The sequence below is a fragment of the Oceanobacillus sojae genome, assembly GCF_900162665.1.
GTDB lineage: Bacteria > Bacillota > Bacilli > Bacillales > Amphibacillaceae > Oceanobacillus > Oceanobacillus sojae_A.
Genome location: NZ_LT727809.1, coordinates 271,733 through 288,407, shown reverse-complemented (window position 1 = coordinate 288,407; position 16,675 = coordinate 271,733). Strand labels below are relative to the sequence as shown.

Sequence of the window (16,675 nt, the reverse complement as noted above, 5' to 3'; positions counted from 1 at the left end):
ACATTCCTCCGGCAGACATGAATTGTACAAGCACTTAATCCATTTCTATGCCCGAACCTCTAAAAAGATGCTATAATTGCCGATGAGGTGATCACATATGCCATTTGACGGTATTGTAACAAGAGCGGTTACGAAAGAATTAGCAGCAAAATTAGAAAAAGGAAAAATTAATAAAATTTATCAGCCATCGGAAACAGAGATTGTCATGACAGTCCGCAGTCAATCTGTCAATCACAGTCTGCTTTTTTCTGTCCATCCTACGTATGCCCGATTTCATATAACAAATGATTCTTATACAAATCCACAAGAACCTCCTATGTTTTGTATGGTGCTGAGAAAACACCTGGCCGGGAGTGTTATTGAAAAGATTGAACAAAAAGGGATGGAACGGATTGTAACATTTACGATCCGAACCCGTAATGAAATAGGAGACATCAGTTATAAGCAATTAATTATGGAGCTGATGGGTAAGCATAGTAACCTTATTTTAGTTGACCAGGAAAAAGGCCATATCGTTGACAGCTTAAAACATGTCTCCTTATCGCAAAATCGTCACCGGACGATTTTACCCGGGCAGACCTATCAATTGCCGCCTGATCAGCATAAGTTTTCTATTTTAGATACAGACAGTGCGTCTATTGTGAGAAAATTAGATTTTAACGCAGGTAAAATGGATAAACAGCTGCTCAGCTTATTAGAAGGCTTTTCTCCATTTGTTACGAAAAGCATGATTAAAAGTGTCCATCTTGGCTCTAATCGAGACTATGAGAATATGCTTTCTCATGCGCAAAAGCAATTACAGGAAAATGATTATCAGCCTGCGATTTATCAGGAACCAAAGGAAGAATTTCATGTACTGACTTTCCCGGATGAAAAGGCAGATATTGTATTTGAAGAAGTCAATCTGATGCTTGATGCGTTTTATTCAGGAAAAGCGGAACGGGACCGCGTGAAGCAGCAGGCAAAGGACCTTTATCGTTTCATAAAAAATGAACAGGATAAAAATGCCCGGAAGCTGAAAAAACATCAGCAAACAGTGGAAAGATCAGAACGGGCAGACCATTATCAAAAAATGGGTGAACTTTTAACAGCACATATGCATCTGGTGAAGCCGAATCAAAAGGAAATCTCTGTTGTAGACTATTATGATCCGGATCAGCAGGAAATAACCATTCCGTTAAATCCAAATAAATCACCAAGTGCAAATGCACAGAATTATTTTAAAACCTATCAAAAGCTGAAAAATTCCCGTGAAATTATGGAATCGGAAATCAAACGGACCAAGGAAGAAATTGTTTATTTTGATCAATTGCTGCAGCAGCTTAATGTAGCAAGTACGGATGATATTGAAGAAATTCGTGAAGAACTAAGAGAAGAAGGTTATTTGCGCAAACAGCGTTCTTCTAAAAAAGCAAAAAAACCGCAGAAGCCTAACCCGGAAACCTATCAATCTTCTGACGGCACCACCATTTTAGTCGGTAAAAATAACAAACAGAATGAATATGCAACCATGCGTCTGGCCTATCGTGATGATATATGGCTGCACACAAAGGATATCCCCGGTTCCCATGTTATCATCAGGGACAAAGAACCAAGCGAAAAAACATTAGAAGAAGCTGCTATTTTAGCTGCCTATTTTAGTAAGTCACAGCAATCTTCTTCTGTTCCGGTAGACTATACATTAATCCGTCACGTTAAAAAGCCAAATGGTTCAAAGCCTGGTTATGTGACATATGATAACCAAAAAACATTGTTTGTTACACCGGCAAAAGATATTGTGGATCAATTACGGGTAAAATAAAAAGACTTGAAAAGGGGGTTAAACAAATGAAACTTGTCGGAATATCAGGTGCTCCTGCCGGTGACAAAACTGCAATCGCAGTTAACCAGGTCTTAGTCCATGCCCGGCGTTTCGATTCGAGTCTAAAAACAGAATTAATCGACATAAGGGATTATGAAATTGACTTTTTTAACGGCGCTCCCTTAGCAGATTATAATGAGGATACCTGGAATATTGTTAAAAAGATTTCATCTGCTGATTTTCTCATTTTTGGTACACCGATTTATCAAGCATCCATTTCAGGAGCACTAAAAAATCTGCTGGACCATTTGCCGGAATTTGTCTTCAAGCGTAAAGTAACAGGCATGGTTGCAACCGGATGGTCAGAGAAGCATTTTCTTGTTATGGAATATCATCTAAGATCGATTCTGTCTTATTTTAAAGGTCTCGTTCCAACGGGAAATGTCTTTGTTCATAACGGTGCTTTTAATATGGAGAGTGATGAAATTATTGATGAGCGCATTCTGGAAAGGCTTGGAGCTCTTGCGGAGGAAATGGTTTCTTTGCAGCAGGGGATGAAGAATTATTAATTTAATCAGGCAGGCAAACTTCCTTTGAAAAGTTCTTTCATTTTATAGGCAGGATGCAATTTATATTACAAAAAAGTTCCAACCCTTTAAGGACTGGAACTTTTTTGTAATATGCTTTTTAAACCGCCGTCGGTTTCAATTCCACATCAATATTCCCTCTTGTCGCTTTCGAATATGGGCAAAATTGATGCGCTGCTTCTGCCAGGTCTTCTGCTTCTTCCTGGCTGACGCCTTCGATTTTAATATGGAGGGTTGCTCCGATTTTGAAACCATCATCTGAAGGGTCTTTCATGAAATGAACCTCGGCCGTTGTTTCTGAAGTAATATTTTTCCCTTTATTGGATGCCATTAAATTAAGCGCACCATCATAACATGCTGCATAACCGGCAGCAAAGAGCTGTTCAGGATTGGAGCCTTTTTCATCTGATTTATTTCCCGCTGGATTGACTAAATTAACATCGATAATGCCATCATCTGATTTTACGTGACCATCTCTGCCGTTTTGTGCTGTTGCTTTTGAACTGAAAATAATGTTACTCATTGAAATCACTGCTCCTTTATAAATTAATCTAATGGTACTATTTCCTTTATTTCATTTCTTTAAACCTATTTTCTATAGATAATCTATTTTTAATCCGCAATAAAATCATAGTTTTCCAGCAGACGAAGAAAATGATCGACCTGCGGGAGCTGCCGGATTCCTTCTTGAAAACAGGCCCAGGTATCACGTGTCACTGCCTTTTTTTCTAAAAATAAAGGAATATATGGGTAATGCTCTTTGAGATGATTTGAAACACTTCCCGGTAATACAGCCATACCAATCCCCTGTTTCATAAATTGTTTACAGGTTTCAATTTGATCCACTGTCATCTTTTTTTGAGGTTTTATATAATTCTGCTGTCCAAATAACCAGCTGTCGACAAGCTCATGCATGCTGTCATCACTTTTAAAAGAAATGATTGGTCTTTCTTTTATACCGTGCTCCGGAAAAGATTCTGTATCAAAAATATAAAGCGGATCATCAAACAAATGCACCGATGTCGTCTCTTTTAACTTATCACCGCGAATAATACATACATGATACTGCTTATGATTTTTTCTGATATCCTCACTGATTCCCGTTACTAAATCAACAGCTACCTTTGGATAAGCAGCAGTGTATTCTCCCAAAATATCCGGAAGATAACGCTGACTGATTAATGAAGAACAGGCAATGGACAGCGTCCCCTGTATTTCTTCTCCAGTCTCTGCTAAACGATTTTTAAATAGATGTTCCTTCTCAACCATTTCTTTTGCATGCTGAATAATCCGTTCTCCGGCTGGGGTTGGCAGTAACCGCTTCGATGTCCGGATAAATATTGTTTCGCCAAAATAGTTTTCCATGTATTTTAAGCGTTGTGTAACTGCCGGCTGGGAAATGAGAATAGCTTTTGCTGTTCCCCGTATTGTGCCAATTTCATAAAGTTTTAACAGGATTTCATAATCATCCATCCGCATAACAAAAGCCTCCAATAAGTATAATTTATCATTTTTGATTAAAATATAGTATTTTACTTATTTCATTATAGCATATAGTATTTAATGAAGAAGAAGCTACTCTTTATAACTGACAAATAAGAATAACCAGGAAAGCCACTTATTCTTTGAAAAAGGGAGTTAATTTTATGGACAAAAAGCTATTGAATAAAGAATTATTTACCAAAAGAGAAGATGCTTATGTCAACAGCAGTACACACAGTAATCCTGCAGCTCTGCAGAAAATTTCAGATTGGCTGAAGCCGACGAAAGAACAGATTATTTTAGATATTGCAACAGGCGGTGGTCAGGTCGCAAAGACATTAGCCCCATCCGCTAAGCAAGTTATCGCGACAGATCTAACACCATCTATGTTAGCAAATGTCCGAAGCAGCTTACATGAAAATGATAACATTTTATTTATTATTGCGGATGCTGAGGAGCTGCCTTTTCTTGATAATTCTATGGATAGTGTCACCTGCCGTATCGCAGCACACCACTTCCCGAACCCTGAAAAGTTTATTCAAGAAGCCTATCGTGTTTTAAAGCCTGGAGGAAAATGTTTATTTGTTGATAATATTGCTTCGGAGAATGAACTAGAAGATCAATTTTTAAATCAGCTGGAGGCAATGCGCGATCCAAGTCATGAACGTGCCAAAAAGATTTCTGAATGGAAGACACTTTTTTCAAAAAACCAGTTTACCCTGCTGCAGGAGGACATACGGATAAAAGAACTTCCCTTCCAAGACTGGCTTCATCGTACGGCAGACACGGAGGAAGCACGTCAGCAGGTGACTCATTTTGTACAAACAGCGGATGAAAAACTGCAGAAGTATATCCGTTTACAGAAAAGAGAAAACGATATTCAATCCTTTGCCATTGATGAGTGGATCAGTATGTGGGAAAAATAAGGATTAAAAAAAGGATGTGCTGCCTTTACAGTCTTACATCCTTTTTCACATTTTATAACTTACTTCTCCAGGCAAGAACAGCTTCTTTTTCTGTTTCTGTAAGCTTGTTTTCTTCTATAAGTAATTCTAATAACTGATCAAAACCAGTGATAGAATGATAGGATAAACCAGCCTCTGCAAAAGCTTCCTCTGCTCTTGGAAGTCCATAAGTGAAAATGGAATACACGGCCGTGATTTCAGCGCCTTCCTGCTCCAGTGCCTGTGCAGATTGGATGGAGGATCCGCCGGTGGAAATCAGATCTTCAATCACGAGTACCTTTTTCCCTTCTACAGATGCGCCCTCAATTTGATTGCCTTTTCCATGTCCTTTTGGTTTAGAACGTACATACACCATTGGTAAATCAAGTTCTTCCGCTAACCAGGCCGCATGTGGTATACCGGCGGTTGCACAGCCGGCAATTACTTGCGGCTTTACATCACTATTTTTCACCATTTCTGCAAATGCTTTAACAATTTTTTTGCGGACAGCAGGATAACTCATGGTTAATCGGTTGTCACAATAGATAGGTGATTTTAACCCGGATGTCCATGTGAAATAGTTATCTACATTTAATTGTACTGCTTCGATTGCTAATAAATCTTTTGTTACATTATTCTCCATGCTGCCACTCCTTCAATACTTGCTCATACGCTTTTCTCGGATTTTCTGCTTTGGTAATACTTCTGCCGACCACAAGAAAATCACTGCCCAGCTCTTTCGCTTTTCCAGGTGTTGCCACACGTTTCTGGTCATCCTGGGAAGAATCTGCTAAGCGGATACCGGGCGTTATTGATAAGAAATCCGTTCCGCAATACTTTTTAATCACGGGTACCTCATGAACAGAGCTGACCACCCCGTCTGCCCCGGCTTCTTTTGCTAAAGAAGCAAAGCGGATAACATTCTCTTCCACATTTCCCTGTAAGCCAAGCTCCTGCTCTAACACTTCGTTATCCATGGAAGTAAGGATAGTCACTGCCATTAGCTTTGTCGATGAGCCGGACAAACCCTGCTTTGCCTGATAAATCATTTCTTTTCCGCCCATCGCATGTGTTGTTACTAAATCCACATTTAAAGAAGCAATATTTTTCATTGCCTGATGGACAGTATTTGGAATATCATGAAGCTTTAAATCAAGAAAGATTGGATGATTATCTGCCTGCAGCTTTTCAATAATTGCCGGACCCTCACGATAAAAAAGCTCCATCCCGACCTTTACGGGAACACCCGCTAAATCATTTTCTCTTAAAAAACGTTCCGTATCTGCCCATGTTGGAAAATCTAATGCGACATAGATGCTCATACTGCTGCACCCCTTCTTTCGATAACATCCTGAACGGAAGTATATTGATATTTTATTAATGTTTCCGGAAGTGCATCAATAATGTCTACACAGGCAAAAGGATTTTGAAAATTTGCCGTGCCGACTGCAACTGCGTCTGCACCAGCCTGCAAAAATTCCAATACATCCTCTGCTGTGGAAATTCCACCCATACCGATAATTGGAATAGATACCTGCTGTCGTACTTCATAAATCATCCGGATAGCAATTGGTTTAATTGCCGGGCCGGATAATCCGCCAGTCTGATTGGCAATCAGCGGTTTTCCCGTAGGCAGATGAAGCTTCATACCGGTCAGTGTATTAATCATTGATAATCCATCTGCTCCAGCTTCTTCCACCGCTTTTGCCATTTCTGCAATATTTGTCACATTGGGCGAAAGCTTCACATAGACTGGAAGATTACTCGCTTCTTTTACTGCTGCAGTCACCTTCTTAGCCATCTCCGGATCTGTCCCAAACTGAATACCGCCTTCTTTTACATTGGGACAGGAGATATTTAACTCTAACGCATTCACATCATTTGTTGCGTTAAATGCTCTGGCTACATAAATATACTCTTCTAAAGAACTCCCTGCAATATTTGCGATGATAGAAGTGTCATATTCTGCAAGTCTTGGAACTTCATTTGCAATAATCCGTTCTACACCAGGATTTTGCAGCCCGATAGCATTTAACATGCCAGAGGAAGTTTCTGCAACTCTTGGAGTAGGATTTCCAAAGCGTTCAAATTGAGTAGCGGCCTTCATCATAATGGCGCCTAAACGGCTTAAGTCATAGAATTCACTATACTCCTTGCCAAACCCAAAGCAGCCTGATGCCGGCATAATTGGATTTTTTAACGTTAGTCCAGGTAATTTTACCTCCAGGTTCATAAGATAACCTCCTGCGCTGAAAATACTGGTCCATCACTGCAAATCTTTTTATAGCTGTTATCTACTGTTGGCAGTACACATGCCATGCACGCACCAACACCACAGCCCATTCTCTCTTCCAGCGATACCTTACCTTGCGTATCTTTTAACTCTGTTGTCACTGCCCGCAGCATCGCCAGCGGTCCGCAGCTAAAATATTGATCAAATGTACCAACTTCAGGAAATACATGTGTGACAAAGCCTTGATGTCCATAAGAGCCGTCATTTGTTACTACATATGTTTCTGCTAATTTCTTAAATGCTTCTTCATAAAAGACATAGTCCTTTGACTGAAAGCCCAACACAGCAACAAGCTCCACGTTTTTTTCACTTAAGAGTTTTGCCAGGTGGTAGATAGGAGGAACGCCGATTCCTCCACCAACTAACAATACACGGCCGCCTTCTGGTACATCGTCTATAGAGAAGCCATTGCCATTTGGTCCAAGTGCATCAACTGTCATTCCCGGCTGATAAGCTGCTAAAGCTTTTGTTCCCCCGCCAACTACTTTGAATAAAATGGTAACTGTACCCTCTTGCCCGTCTACTTTTGCAATAGAGATAGGCCTTCTTAATGTAAATCCCGGCACAAGTAAATGCAGGAATTGGCCCGGGACTGTCTGTTGACTGACCTCCGGCTGATACAATGTCATTTCAATCGTTTCTTTAGCAATGGTTTCAACGGATAATACTTTCATTTCATGTCTTTTCTTCATCATAATGTCACCTTTTGCTGGCTTATTGGTTTTGCAGTAAATGTGGTAGAGTCGATAACATTAATAATCGCATTAACGGTGTCTAAATTCGTTAAACATGCAATGCCATGCTCCACAGCTGCGCGACGGATTAAGAAGCCGTCTGATCTTGGCTTTTGTCCGGAATTAAGCGTATTGATCACAAATTGTACTTTTCCTTCCTCAATGATAGAAAGAACATTCGGTTCATCCAGTCCGACCTTTCCAACCTCTACAACCGGAATGTCTCCTTCTTCACGGATATATGCTGCTGTCCCCTGTGTTGCATAGAGTACAAACCCAAGCTGGTGAAATCTTTCCGCTACTTCCGGCATTTCTGCCTTGTCTTTATCAGCAACAGTTAATAACACGCCGCCTTCTTGGGGAACTTTTAATCCGGAAGCGATAAGCCCTTTATACAATGCTTTTTCCAATGTTTTATCATAGCCGATTGCTTCTCCGGTAGATTTCATTTCTGGTCCAAGAATCGTATCCACACTGCGCAGCTTCTCAAAAGAGAATACTGGAATTTTTACAGAAACAAGATCCTGCTCTGGTAAAATACCAGTTTCATAGCCCATATCAGCTAATTTTTCACCAAGGATACATTTCGTCGCAATGTTTGCCATTGTTACACCAGTAATTTTACTTAAGAAAGGAATTGTTCTGCTCGCTCTTGGATTTACTTCAAGTACGTAAACATCTTCATCACGGATAATGAATTGGATATTGATTAACCCTTTCACATTTAGTGCCTGCGAGATTTTCACCGCTGCCTCTAAACATTTTTCTTTGACAGCATCACTTAAACGCTGTGGCGGATATACAGCCATAGAGTCACCAGAGTGGACACCTGCGCGTTCGATATGCTCCATAATTCCAGGTACAATGGTTGTTTCTCCATCACAAATTGCATCTACTTCCGCTTCCATTCCCGTCAGATATTTATCAATTAAAATCGGATGCGCTGAATCAATATTATCCGATTTCGCTAAGTAGTTTTCCAGCTCTTTTTCGCTATAAACAATTTCCATACGGCTGCCGCCAATGACATAAGACGGGCGGACAAGCACCGGGTAGCCGATTTGGTTTGCTGTTTCGATTGCCTGATCCAGCTTTGGCACTGCTTTTCCTTGTGGACGAAGCAAATCAAGCTCATCCAGTAAAATTTCAAATTTATCACGATCTTCTGCCCGGTCTATTGCTTCCAGGCCAGTACCTAAAATTTTCACACCGCGTCGTTCCAAACCGTCAGCAAGGTTAATTGCTGTCTGCCCGCCGAACTGCACGATAACACCTTCTGGTTTTTCCAATTCAACTACATGCATGACATCCTCTAATGTGAGGGGTTCAAAATACAGTTTATCAGAAATAGTAAAATCTGTAGATACGGTTTCCGGATTATTATTCATAATAATTGCTTCATAGCCGAGCTCTTTAATCGCAAAGACCGAATGTACCGTTGCATAATCAAACTCAATCCCTTGTCCGATTCGGATTGGGCCGGAACCAAGCACCAGGATTTTTTTACGCTCAGATACTTCTGATTCATTTTCCGTTTCATAAGTACTGTAGAAATATGGTGTTTCTGATTCAAATTCTGCTGCACATGTATCTACCATTTTATAAACCGAGAAGATATTTCCTGCTTTTCTTAACGCATATACCTCATCAAGAGAAGCGTTCCAGATTCTGGCGATTTGAGCATCAGCTATTCCTAACTGTTTTGCTTGTTTTAACACAGCACTATCATTTTTATTTTCACTTAATGTTTTTTCCATTTCTATAATTTTATTTAAGCTGTTTAAGAAAAAGCGGTCAATTTTTGTCATTTCAAAGATATCATCAACAGTGTAGCCGCGGCGCAAAGCTTCAGCTAAAAGGAAAATTCGTTCATCATCCGCACGTTTCAAGCGTTTATTCAATATTTCTTCACCCAATTCTTCTGCTTTTGCCAGGTGAAGCTCCTCTGTTCCCATCTCCAGCGAACGTACCCCTTTAAGCAATGATTCTTCCAGATTACGGCCGATTGCCATAACTTCTCCGGTTGCCTTCATTTGCGTCCCTAACCGGCGGTCACCTGAGGTAAATTTATCAAATGGAAAACGCGGGAATTTCGTTACCACATAATCTAAAGCCGGTTCAAACATGGAATATGTTTTACCGGTAATTGGATTTATTATTTCATCCAGTGTATAGCCGACAGCGATTTTTGCTGCAATTTTTGCAATTGGATATCCTGTCGCTTTGGAAGCCAAAGCAGATGAACGGCTGACACGCGGGTTTACTTCAATTATATAATATTGAAAGCTGTACGGATCCAGTGCCAGCTGGACATTACAGCCGCCTTCAATTTCCAGCGCACGGATAATTTTTAAGGAAGCATTGCGTAACATATGATATTCACGGTCACTTAATGTTTGTGACGGTGCAACTACAATAGAATCTCCTGTATGAATGCCGACAGGATCAATATTTTCCATGTTGCAAACAACAATTGCCTGGTCCTTATGGTCACGCATTACCTCATACTCAATCTCTTTAAAACCGGCAATATTCCGTTCGATTAAGCATTGGTTAACTGGAGAGAGCACAAGGCCGTTATGTGTAATTTCTCTAAGCTCCTGTTCATTATAGCACATTCCTCCGCCTGTACCGCCAAGTGTATATGCCGGACGTACAATTAATGGATAACCAATTAAATTCGCAAATTCTACAGCTTCGTCCACTGTATGTACTATCTCACTTTCAGGCACCGGCTCATTTAATTCATTCATCAGGTTACGGAACAGCTCTCTATCCTCTGCCTTTTGGATGGATTCCGGCGCTGTTCCAAGTAATTGCACATGATGATCTTCTAAAATTCCTTTTCGTACAAGCTCCATTGCAAGATTCAAGCCTGTCTGTCCCCCAAGCGTAGGCAGGATAGCATCCGGCTGCTCTTTACGAATAATCTTTGTTAAAAACTCTTCTGTTAAAGGTTCCATATATACTTTATCTGCAACTGTATTATCTGTCATAATCGTTGCCGGATTAGAGTTAGCCAGGATAACATAGTATCCTTCTTCTCTTAATGCTTGACAAGCCTGAGTTCCAGAATAATCAAACTCAGCTGCTTGTCCGATGACAATTGGACCAGATCCAATCACAAGAATTTTTTGAATATCTGTACGTTTAGGCATTAATATGGACCTCCTGCGTCTTCTCTTGTTGTTTCATAAGCTTTAAAAATTTATCAAACAAATAATTTGTATCCTCTGGTCCTGGAGATGCTTCTGGATGATACTGCACAGAGAATGCAGGGTAAACGGTATGCCTTACTCCTTCTACTGTTCCATCATTGATTGCAATTTGTGTTAATTCAAGCTCGGTACCTTCTAACGTGGCCGGATTCACTGCATAGCTATGGTTTTGAGAAGTAAGGTACGTTTTATCATTTTCTAAATCTTTTACCGGATGATTCGCACCCCGATGCCCAAACTTCATCTTTTCTGTATCTGCTCCACAGGCTAACGAGAGAAGCTGATGCCCAAGACAGATTCCAAATATCGGCACCTTACCAAGAATACCTTTCACCATTTCAACTGCCTCTGGTACATCCTTTGGATCTCCAGGGCCGTTTGTCAGCATAATGCCGTCAGGACGAAGGCGGAGAATATCCTCTGCACTGTAGTTATAAGGAACAACTGTAATTTGGCAATCACGTTTTGTCAGCTCGCGCAGAATACCATGCTTTGCACCAAAATCTACCAGCACCACCCGATGTCCTCTCCCAGGAACAACATAAGGCTTGCTGGTCGAAGTTTGTTTCACCTGGTCTGTCCGGAATTCAGCCGTTCTTAGTTCCTCTAATACCTTCTCCACATCTTCTTCTGCAGCAGTGATAGCTGCTTTCATTGTTCCATGCTTACGAATAATACGGGTTAATTTTCTCGTATCAATACCGGCAATTCCGGGAATATTGTTCGCCTTTAAGAAACTGTCAATTGTTTCTTCATTTCGGAAATTGGAGGGCTGCCTGCTATACTCTTTAACAATTAAACTATGAATAAACGGGGTAACAGTTTCATAATCATCTCTGTTTATTCCATAGTTGCCGATTAAAGGATATGTCATCGTTACAAATTGACCGCAATAACTTGGATCTGTAATAACTTCCTGATACCCGGTCATTCCAGTGTTAAACACGATCTCTCCTTTGGAAACCTCTTCGCTGCCAAAACCGTATCCTTCAAAAACTGTTCCATCTTCCAAAATTAAATGGCGTTTACGCATGGCTGTCCTCCTTGAATACGACTTCACCGTTTACTATTGTCATAACAGGAAATCCATTTACCTCCCAACCGTGAAAAGGTGTGTTTTTCCCTTTAGAAGCAAATTGATAACGATCAATTTTTGCTGTTTTATCCAAGTCAAGAATCGTTAAATCGGCAGGCGCTCCTTCTTCCATGGTTCCATAAGGAAGCCCGAATACATCCGCTGGTTTTTTCGTCATTCTATCAATTAATTCATGTAAGCTTAATACATTTTTCTGTACTAAATGAGTGTACAGCAACGGGAACGCTGTTTCTAGTCCAACTATTCCAAACGGCGCTTCTAAAAACCCGTTTGCTTTTTCTTCCTCACCATGAGGAGCGTGGTCTGTCGCGATAAAATCAAGTGTCCCATCTAAAAGCCCTTCAATAAGTGCTTCCTGATCATCCTTTCCTCTTAATGGCGGATTCATCTTGAAGTCTGCGTCATTTTCAAGGACATCTGTTTCATTTAGAAGCAGATGATGAGGAGAAACTTCTCCAGTTACTTTAATTCCTGCTCTTTTCGCATCGCGGATGACACGGACAGACTCTTTTGTACTGACGTGACATACATGATAGTGACAATCTGCCGCTTCAGCTAACAATACATCTCTGGCAATTTGTACAGACTCACTCAAGGATGGAATTCCTGGAAGGTTTAACCGCTTGCTTACTTCCCCGTCATGTGTCACACCGCCATAAACAAGAGAGTTATCTTCGCAATGAGCAACTATTGCTGCACCACAGGCTGCTGCTTCCTTCATTGCCTGAAACATTTGATTCGCTGTCTGAATTCCTACGCCATCATCTGTAAAAGCAAATGCGCCTTGTTCAAACAACTCTTTAATATTTGTACGTTCTTCTCCTTTTAGCCCTTTGGTAATAGAAGCATATGGAAGAACACGAACGACAGCATCTTCTTTAATTTTTTGGAGCAGCTTCTCCAGCGTGTCTTTACTGTCAGGCACCGGGTTTGTGTTTGGCATATTGCAAACGGTTGTATACCCGCCTCTGGCTGCAGACTGTGTCCCTGTTGCAATCGTTTCTTTATATTCACCGCCTGGTTCACGTAAATGAATATGCACATCAATAAAACCTGGTACAACAAGGTTATTGTCAGCATCAATTGTTTTATCTGCCTGCTCTGTTACTTTTGGAGCTGTCTTTACAATTTTATCGTCTTCAATAAGAATTTCACAGCTTACCAATTCATTAGATGATGTTAAGCATTTTGCGTTCGTTAATTTTGTTTTCATCAATAATTCCCCATTCCTTTAATACATGAATTAAAATAGCCATTCTGACATAGACACCATTTTCCATTTGTTTAAAAATACGCGACTGCTTGCTTTCTACAAGCCTTGTATCGATTTCTACACCTCTGTTAATCGGAGCAGGGTGCAGGATAATAGCATGCTTCTTCATTTTCGCTGCTCTTTCCATTGTTAATCCATAGAGAGAAAGATAATCACACGTTTCTGTTTTATAAATATGACGCTCATGCTGAATTCTCAGTAACATTAACACATCTGCAATTTCTACAGCTTCATCCATTGTAATATATGGATAATGCAGTGAGTGATCTTCAAAACCTGGTGCTGCACTAAAGTAAACATCTGCTCCTAATTTTTCCAGAGCATGTGCGTTTGACTTAGCTACACGACTATGTTTAATATCACCAGCGATAACCACCTTTTTTCCTTCTACATTGCCAAACTCTTGATACATTGTCAGTAAATCCAGCATACATTGTGTAGGATGTTCTTCTTTTCCTGAGCCTGCATTGATAACAGGAATATTCAGATGTCCTTCTTCTTCCATTTCATCCATCCAATAATCAGATGGGTGACGGACGATTAAGAAATTCGCACCTATAGCCTCAAAGGTTTTGGCTGTGTCATATAATGATTCTCCTTTTATCAGGCTGGAACCTTCTTTATGCAAATCTAATACCTCTAAACCCAGCTTTCTTTGGGCAACCTCAAAACTCATTTTGGTTCTTGTACTGGGTTCAAAGAATAGATTTGCAGCAAATAGCTGTTTGTTAATCGTAATTGGTGACTTTCTTATTGATTCAGCTTCTTTAAGAATGTGATTGATTGTTTCTCCTGATAATTGCTGCATGGAAATAAAATGTTTCACGGCCCATCTCTCCTTCTTTGATGTCATGGTTTTATAAAATTGTATAAAAAAAACTCCCTGCAAAGGTTGCAGAGAGCTAGACGAATGCCTGAACGAAGCATCCGCTTTACTTAACAACCTTTCAAATCTCTCTGGATCTGATTAAAAGTTATCATGTATTCTTTTCATAAATAGAAACAAGGTCAATCTGGTCTTCTTCACTCAGCTGGACAACAACTATTTCCTGATCAGCCGTAGGAATATTCTTGCCTACATAGTCTGCCCGAATAGGCAGCTCACGATGTCCCCGGTCTACTAAAGTACCAAGCTGAATCGTTGCCGGCCTGCCGACATCCATCACTGCATCCATTGCCGCACGGACTGTTCTGCCTGTATAAAGAACATCATCAATCAGGATTACCTGCTTGTTTGTTATATCCATGTCAATAGAAACGGAGTTGATTTGCGGATCCTCGTGATTACTCTTTTTCTCCAAGTCATCCCGGTACATTGTAATGTCCAATTCACCAAAAGGAACCTCAATCGCTTCAATCTGTTTTATTTTTTCCTGAATTATTTTCGCCAGCGGAACACCTCTTGTTTTGATTCCAATTAAAACAAGGTTCTCTCCGCCTTTATTCTTTTCCAGAATTTCATGAGACATTCTGGTCAATGCTCTGTTGATTGCAGCCGCATCAAGAATTTCTGTTTTTTTCTTCATCCAGTTCCGCTCCTTCCGTATAAAAAAACCCTTTTCCTGTTGATGGAAAAGGGCATACGCACACCTTAAGCAAACTTGCTGACGTATCCTTCCTAGCCTCACAGGACTATTGTTAAAGGTCTTCATTTGTTCTTACTTAGTATGTCAGAACGTGGCGAATCTGTCAATACATTTTGCGGATTTGATCAAGTGTTTCAGTAAAGACAGCAGGCGGTGCAGCTTCAAATTCCATCCATTCCTCTGTTCTTGGATGTATAAAAGCAATTTGCTTCGCATGCAGTGCCTGACCGTGTACGTCCAATGATTTACGCTGTCCATATTTCGGATCTCCCACAAGCGGAAAACCAATATATTGCATATGGACGCGTATTTGATGTGTTCTTCCTGTTTCCAGCTGACATTCTACGTAGGTGTACTTAGGAAAACGTTCCAGCACACGGAAATGGGTAACAGCCGGCTTTCCGTTATCAACAACTCCCATTTTTTGACGGTCTTTCGGGTCTCTGCCGATAGGTGCATCAATCAACCCGGTCTCATGGCCAATTTCTCCATGAACAATTGCTTCATATATTCTTTTTAATTGTTTGTCCTGCAGCTGCTTTGATAAATGCTGATGTGCTAAATCATTTTTAGCTACAACTAACAGCCCGCTTGTATCCATATCAATCCGGTGCACAATGCCGGGACGTTCTACGCCATTAATACCGGATAGATCCTTACAATGATATAATAACGCATGTACTAATGTTCCTGTACGGTGTCCTGCAGAAGGATGTACAACCATTCCTTTTTCTTTATTAATCACCAGCAGATCCTCATCCTCGTAGACAATATCCAAAGGAATATTCTCCGGTTCAAGTACAAGCGGTTTTGTTTCAGGAATTTCCCAGGTAATCATTTCACCTGATTGACATTTTTGATTTGCTTTTACTATTTCATCGTTCAACTTTACATTGCCTTCTTCAATCCAGCTTTGAATTTGTGAACGTGAATGTTCGTGGAGTAAATCAGAAAGAATTTTATCAACTCTTTTTTTATGCTCTGTTTCCGTTACGGTATGCTGGTTTACTGTCATTTTTTCTCTTTGCCCCGCTTTCTCTCATCCAATAAAATTGCAATGATTACAATAATAACACCTATAGTCAGTGAGGCATCAGCAATGTTGAATATTGGAAAATTATAGTTGAAAATATAGAAGTTCGCAAAATCAACCACTTGCTGATGTAAGATGCGGTCAATAAAATTCCCAATTGCCCCCCCTATTAATACACCAACTCCTGTAGCAATCAGGAAATCTTGTTTACCATGTGTATGTAAAAAGTATATTAATCCGGCAATAACAATTACTGTTATGATATAAAATAGCCACATTTGGCCTTCTAAAATGCCCCATGCTGCTCCAGAATTACGGTGTGAGGTAATATAGAAGAAGTCATTAATAATTGGTATTGATTCACCTATTTCCATTTTTGTAGCAACAAGCCACTTTGTCCATTGGTCAATACCAATTAGGACAAGTGCAATCAAATAATATCTCCACATGTTCATTTCTCCAATCTAAGGAAGTCTTTTTTATCTTATCCTTTATCCTGGTAATTTTCAAGAAACAACCATAGGGAAAAGTGTTCTTGCTATTTTAAAATGTTCAGCTTAGGAAAATTGCCACTCTCCATGCATCCTATTTTTTTCTTTTATTTCTTATAAACTCAACTTTGGCTTCT

Annotated in this window: 16 protein-coding genes; 3 read left to right on the top strand and 13 right to left on the bottom strand. The window is 40.1% G+C overall.

Going from position 1 to position 16,675, the window contains the following annotated elements:
* The first annotated feature begins 97 nt into the window (after positions 1-97).
* Together BN1068_RS01700 and BN1068_RS01695 are read left to right on the top strand one after the other, a co-directional pair.
* A complete protein-coding gene (locus BN1068_RS01700; protein WP_077601115.1) occupies positions 98-1,801 on the top strand; it encodes an Rqc2 family fibronectin-binding protein in 1,704 nt (567 codons plus the stop codon).
* Between the two features lie 26 nt (positions 1,802-1,827).
* Positions 1,828-2,370, top strand: a complete 543-nt coding sequence (locus tag BN1068_RS01695) for an NADPH-dependent FMN reductase (protein ID WP_077601114.1) — start codon at positions 1,828-1,830, stop codon at positions 2,368-2,370.
* A gap of 118 nt (positions 2,371-2,488) precedes the next feature.
* Here BN1068_RS01695 and BN1068_RS01690 read toward each other — a convergent pair whose 3' ends face one another.
* Together BN1068_RS01690 and BN1068_RS01685 are read right to left on the bottom strand one after the other, a co-directional pair.
* A complete protein-coding gene (locus BN1068_RS01690; RefSeq protein ID WP_077601113.1) occupies positions 2,489-2,911 on the bottom strand; it encodes an organic hydroperoxide resistance protein in 423 nt (140 codons plus the stop codon).
* A gap of 89 nt (positions 2,912-3,000) precedes the next feature.
* Complete coding sequence (locus BN1068_RS01685) at positions 3,001-3,867, bottom strand: LysR family transcriptional regulator (RefSeq protein WP_077601112.1); 867 nt, start codon at positions 3,865-3,867, stop codon at positions 3,001-3,003.
* Positions 3,868-4,034: 167 nt separating this feature from the next.
* Between BN1068_RS01685 and BN1068_RS01680 the strand changes: the two genes are divergently transcribed.
* Complete coding sequence (locus BN1068_RS01680) at positions 4,035-4,796, top strand: class I SAM-dependent methyltransferase (protein ID WP_077601111.1); 762 nt, start codon at positions 4,035-4,037, stop codon at positions 4,794-4,796.
* 52 nt (positions 4,797-4,848) lie between these two features.
* On the opposite strand, the gene pyrE is transcribed toward BN1068_RS01680, so the two are convergent.
* The 11 genes from pyrE to lspA all read right to left on the bottom strand — a co-directional run bounded on the left by pyrE (position 4,849) and on the right by lspA (position 16,496).
* Positions 4,849-5,457, bottom strand: a complete 609-nt coding sequence (gene pyrE / locus BN1068_RS01675) for an orotate phosphoribosyltransferase (protein ID WP_077601110.1) — start codon at positions 5,455-5,457, stop codon at positions 4,849-4,851.
* Positions 5,447-6,136: an orotidine-5'-phosphate decarboxylase gene (pyrF, locus tag BN1068_RS01670; protein ID WP_077601109.1), complete on the bottom strand. Its 690-nt coding sequence runs from the start codon at positions 6,134-6,136 to the stop codon at positions 5,447-5,449. Before pyrF ends, pyrE begins: the two co-directional genes overlap by 11 nt.
* Positions 6,133-7,047 carry a dihydroorotate dehydrogenase gene (locus tag BN1068_RS01665; protein WP_077601108.1) on the bottom strand — a complete coding sequence of 305 codons (915 nt, stop codon included), beginning with the start codon at positions 7,045-7,047 and terminating at the stop codon, positions 6,133-6,135. Before BN1068_RS01665 ends, pyrF begins: the two co-directional genes overlap by 4 nt.
* The gene (locus tag BN1068_RS01660) at positions 7,044-7,799 is read right to left on the bottom strand and encodes a dihydroorotate dehydrogenase electron transfer subunit (protein ID WP_077601107.1); all 756 of its coding nucleotides are present in this window, start codon (positions 7,797-7,799) and stop codon (positions 7,044-7,046) included. Before BN1068_RS01660 ends, BN1068_RS01665 begins: the two co-directional genes overlap by 4 nt.
* Positions 7,799-10,999: a carbamoyl-phosphate synthase large subunit gene (carB, locus tag BN1068_RS01655; RefSeq protein ID WP_077601106.1), complete on the bottom strand. Its 3,201-nt coding sequence runs from the start codon at positions 10,997-10,999 to the stop codon at positions 7,799-7,801. The genes BN1068_RS01660 and carB overlap by 1 nt, the downstream gene beginning before the upstream one ends.
* Positions 10,992-12,092: a carbamoyl phosphate synthase small subunit gene (locus tag BN1068_RS01650; RefSeq protein ID WP_077601105.1), complete on the bottom strand. Its 1,101-nt coding sequence runs from the start codon at positions 12,090-12,092 to the stop codon at positions 10,992-10,994. Before BN1068_RS01650 ends, carB begins: the two co-directional genes overlap by 8 nt.
* Complete coding sequence (locus BN1068_RS01645; RefSeq protein ID WP_077601104.1) at positions 12,085-13,368, bottom strand: dihydroorotase; 1,284 nt, start codon at positions 13,366-13,368, stop codon at positions 12,085-12,087. The genes BN1068_RS01650 and BN1068_RS01645 overlap by 8 nt, the downstream gene beginning before the upstream one ends.
* Positions 13,325-14,254, bottom strand: coding sequence for an aspartate carbamoyltransferase catalytic subunit (locus BN1068_RS01640; protein ID WP_077601103.1), 930 nt, complete (start codon positions 14,252-14,254; stop codon positions 13,325-13,327). The genes BN1068_RS01645 and BN1068_RS01640 overlap by 44 nt, the downstream gene beginning before the upstream one ends.
* Positions 14,255-14,405: 151 nt before the next feature.
* Positions 14,406-14,954 (bottom strand): bifunctional pyr operon transcriptional regulator/uracil phosphoribosyltransferase PyrR, encoded by a 549-nt coding sequence (gene pyrR, locus BN1068_RS01635; RefSeq protein WP_077601102.1) that lies wholly within the window; start codon positions 14,952-14,954, stop codon positions 14,406-14,408.
* Positions 14,955-15,117: 163 nt separating this feature from the next.
* Positions 15,118-16,029 carry an RluA family pseudouridine synthase gene (locus tag BN1068_RS01630; protein ID WP_077601101.1) on the bottom strand — a complete coding sequence of 304 codons (912 nt, stop codon included), beginning with the start codon at positions 16,027-16,029 and terminating at the stop codon, positions 15,118-15,120.
* Positions 16,026-16,496, bottom strand: a complete 471-nt coding sequence (gene lspA, locus BN1068_RS01625; protein ID WP_077601100.1) for a signal peptidase II — start codon at positions 16,494-16,496, stop codon at positions 16,026-16,028. The genes BN1068_RS01630 and lspA overlap by 4 nt, the downstream gene beginning before the upstream one ends.
* Positions 16,497-16,675 lie beyond the last annotated feature (179 nt).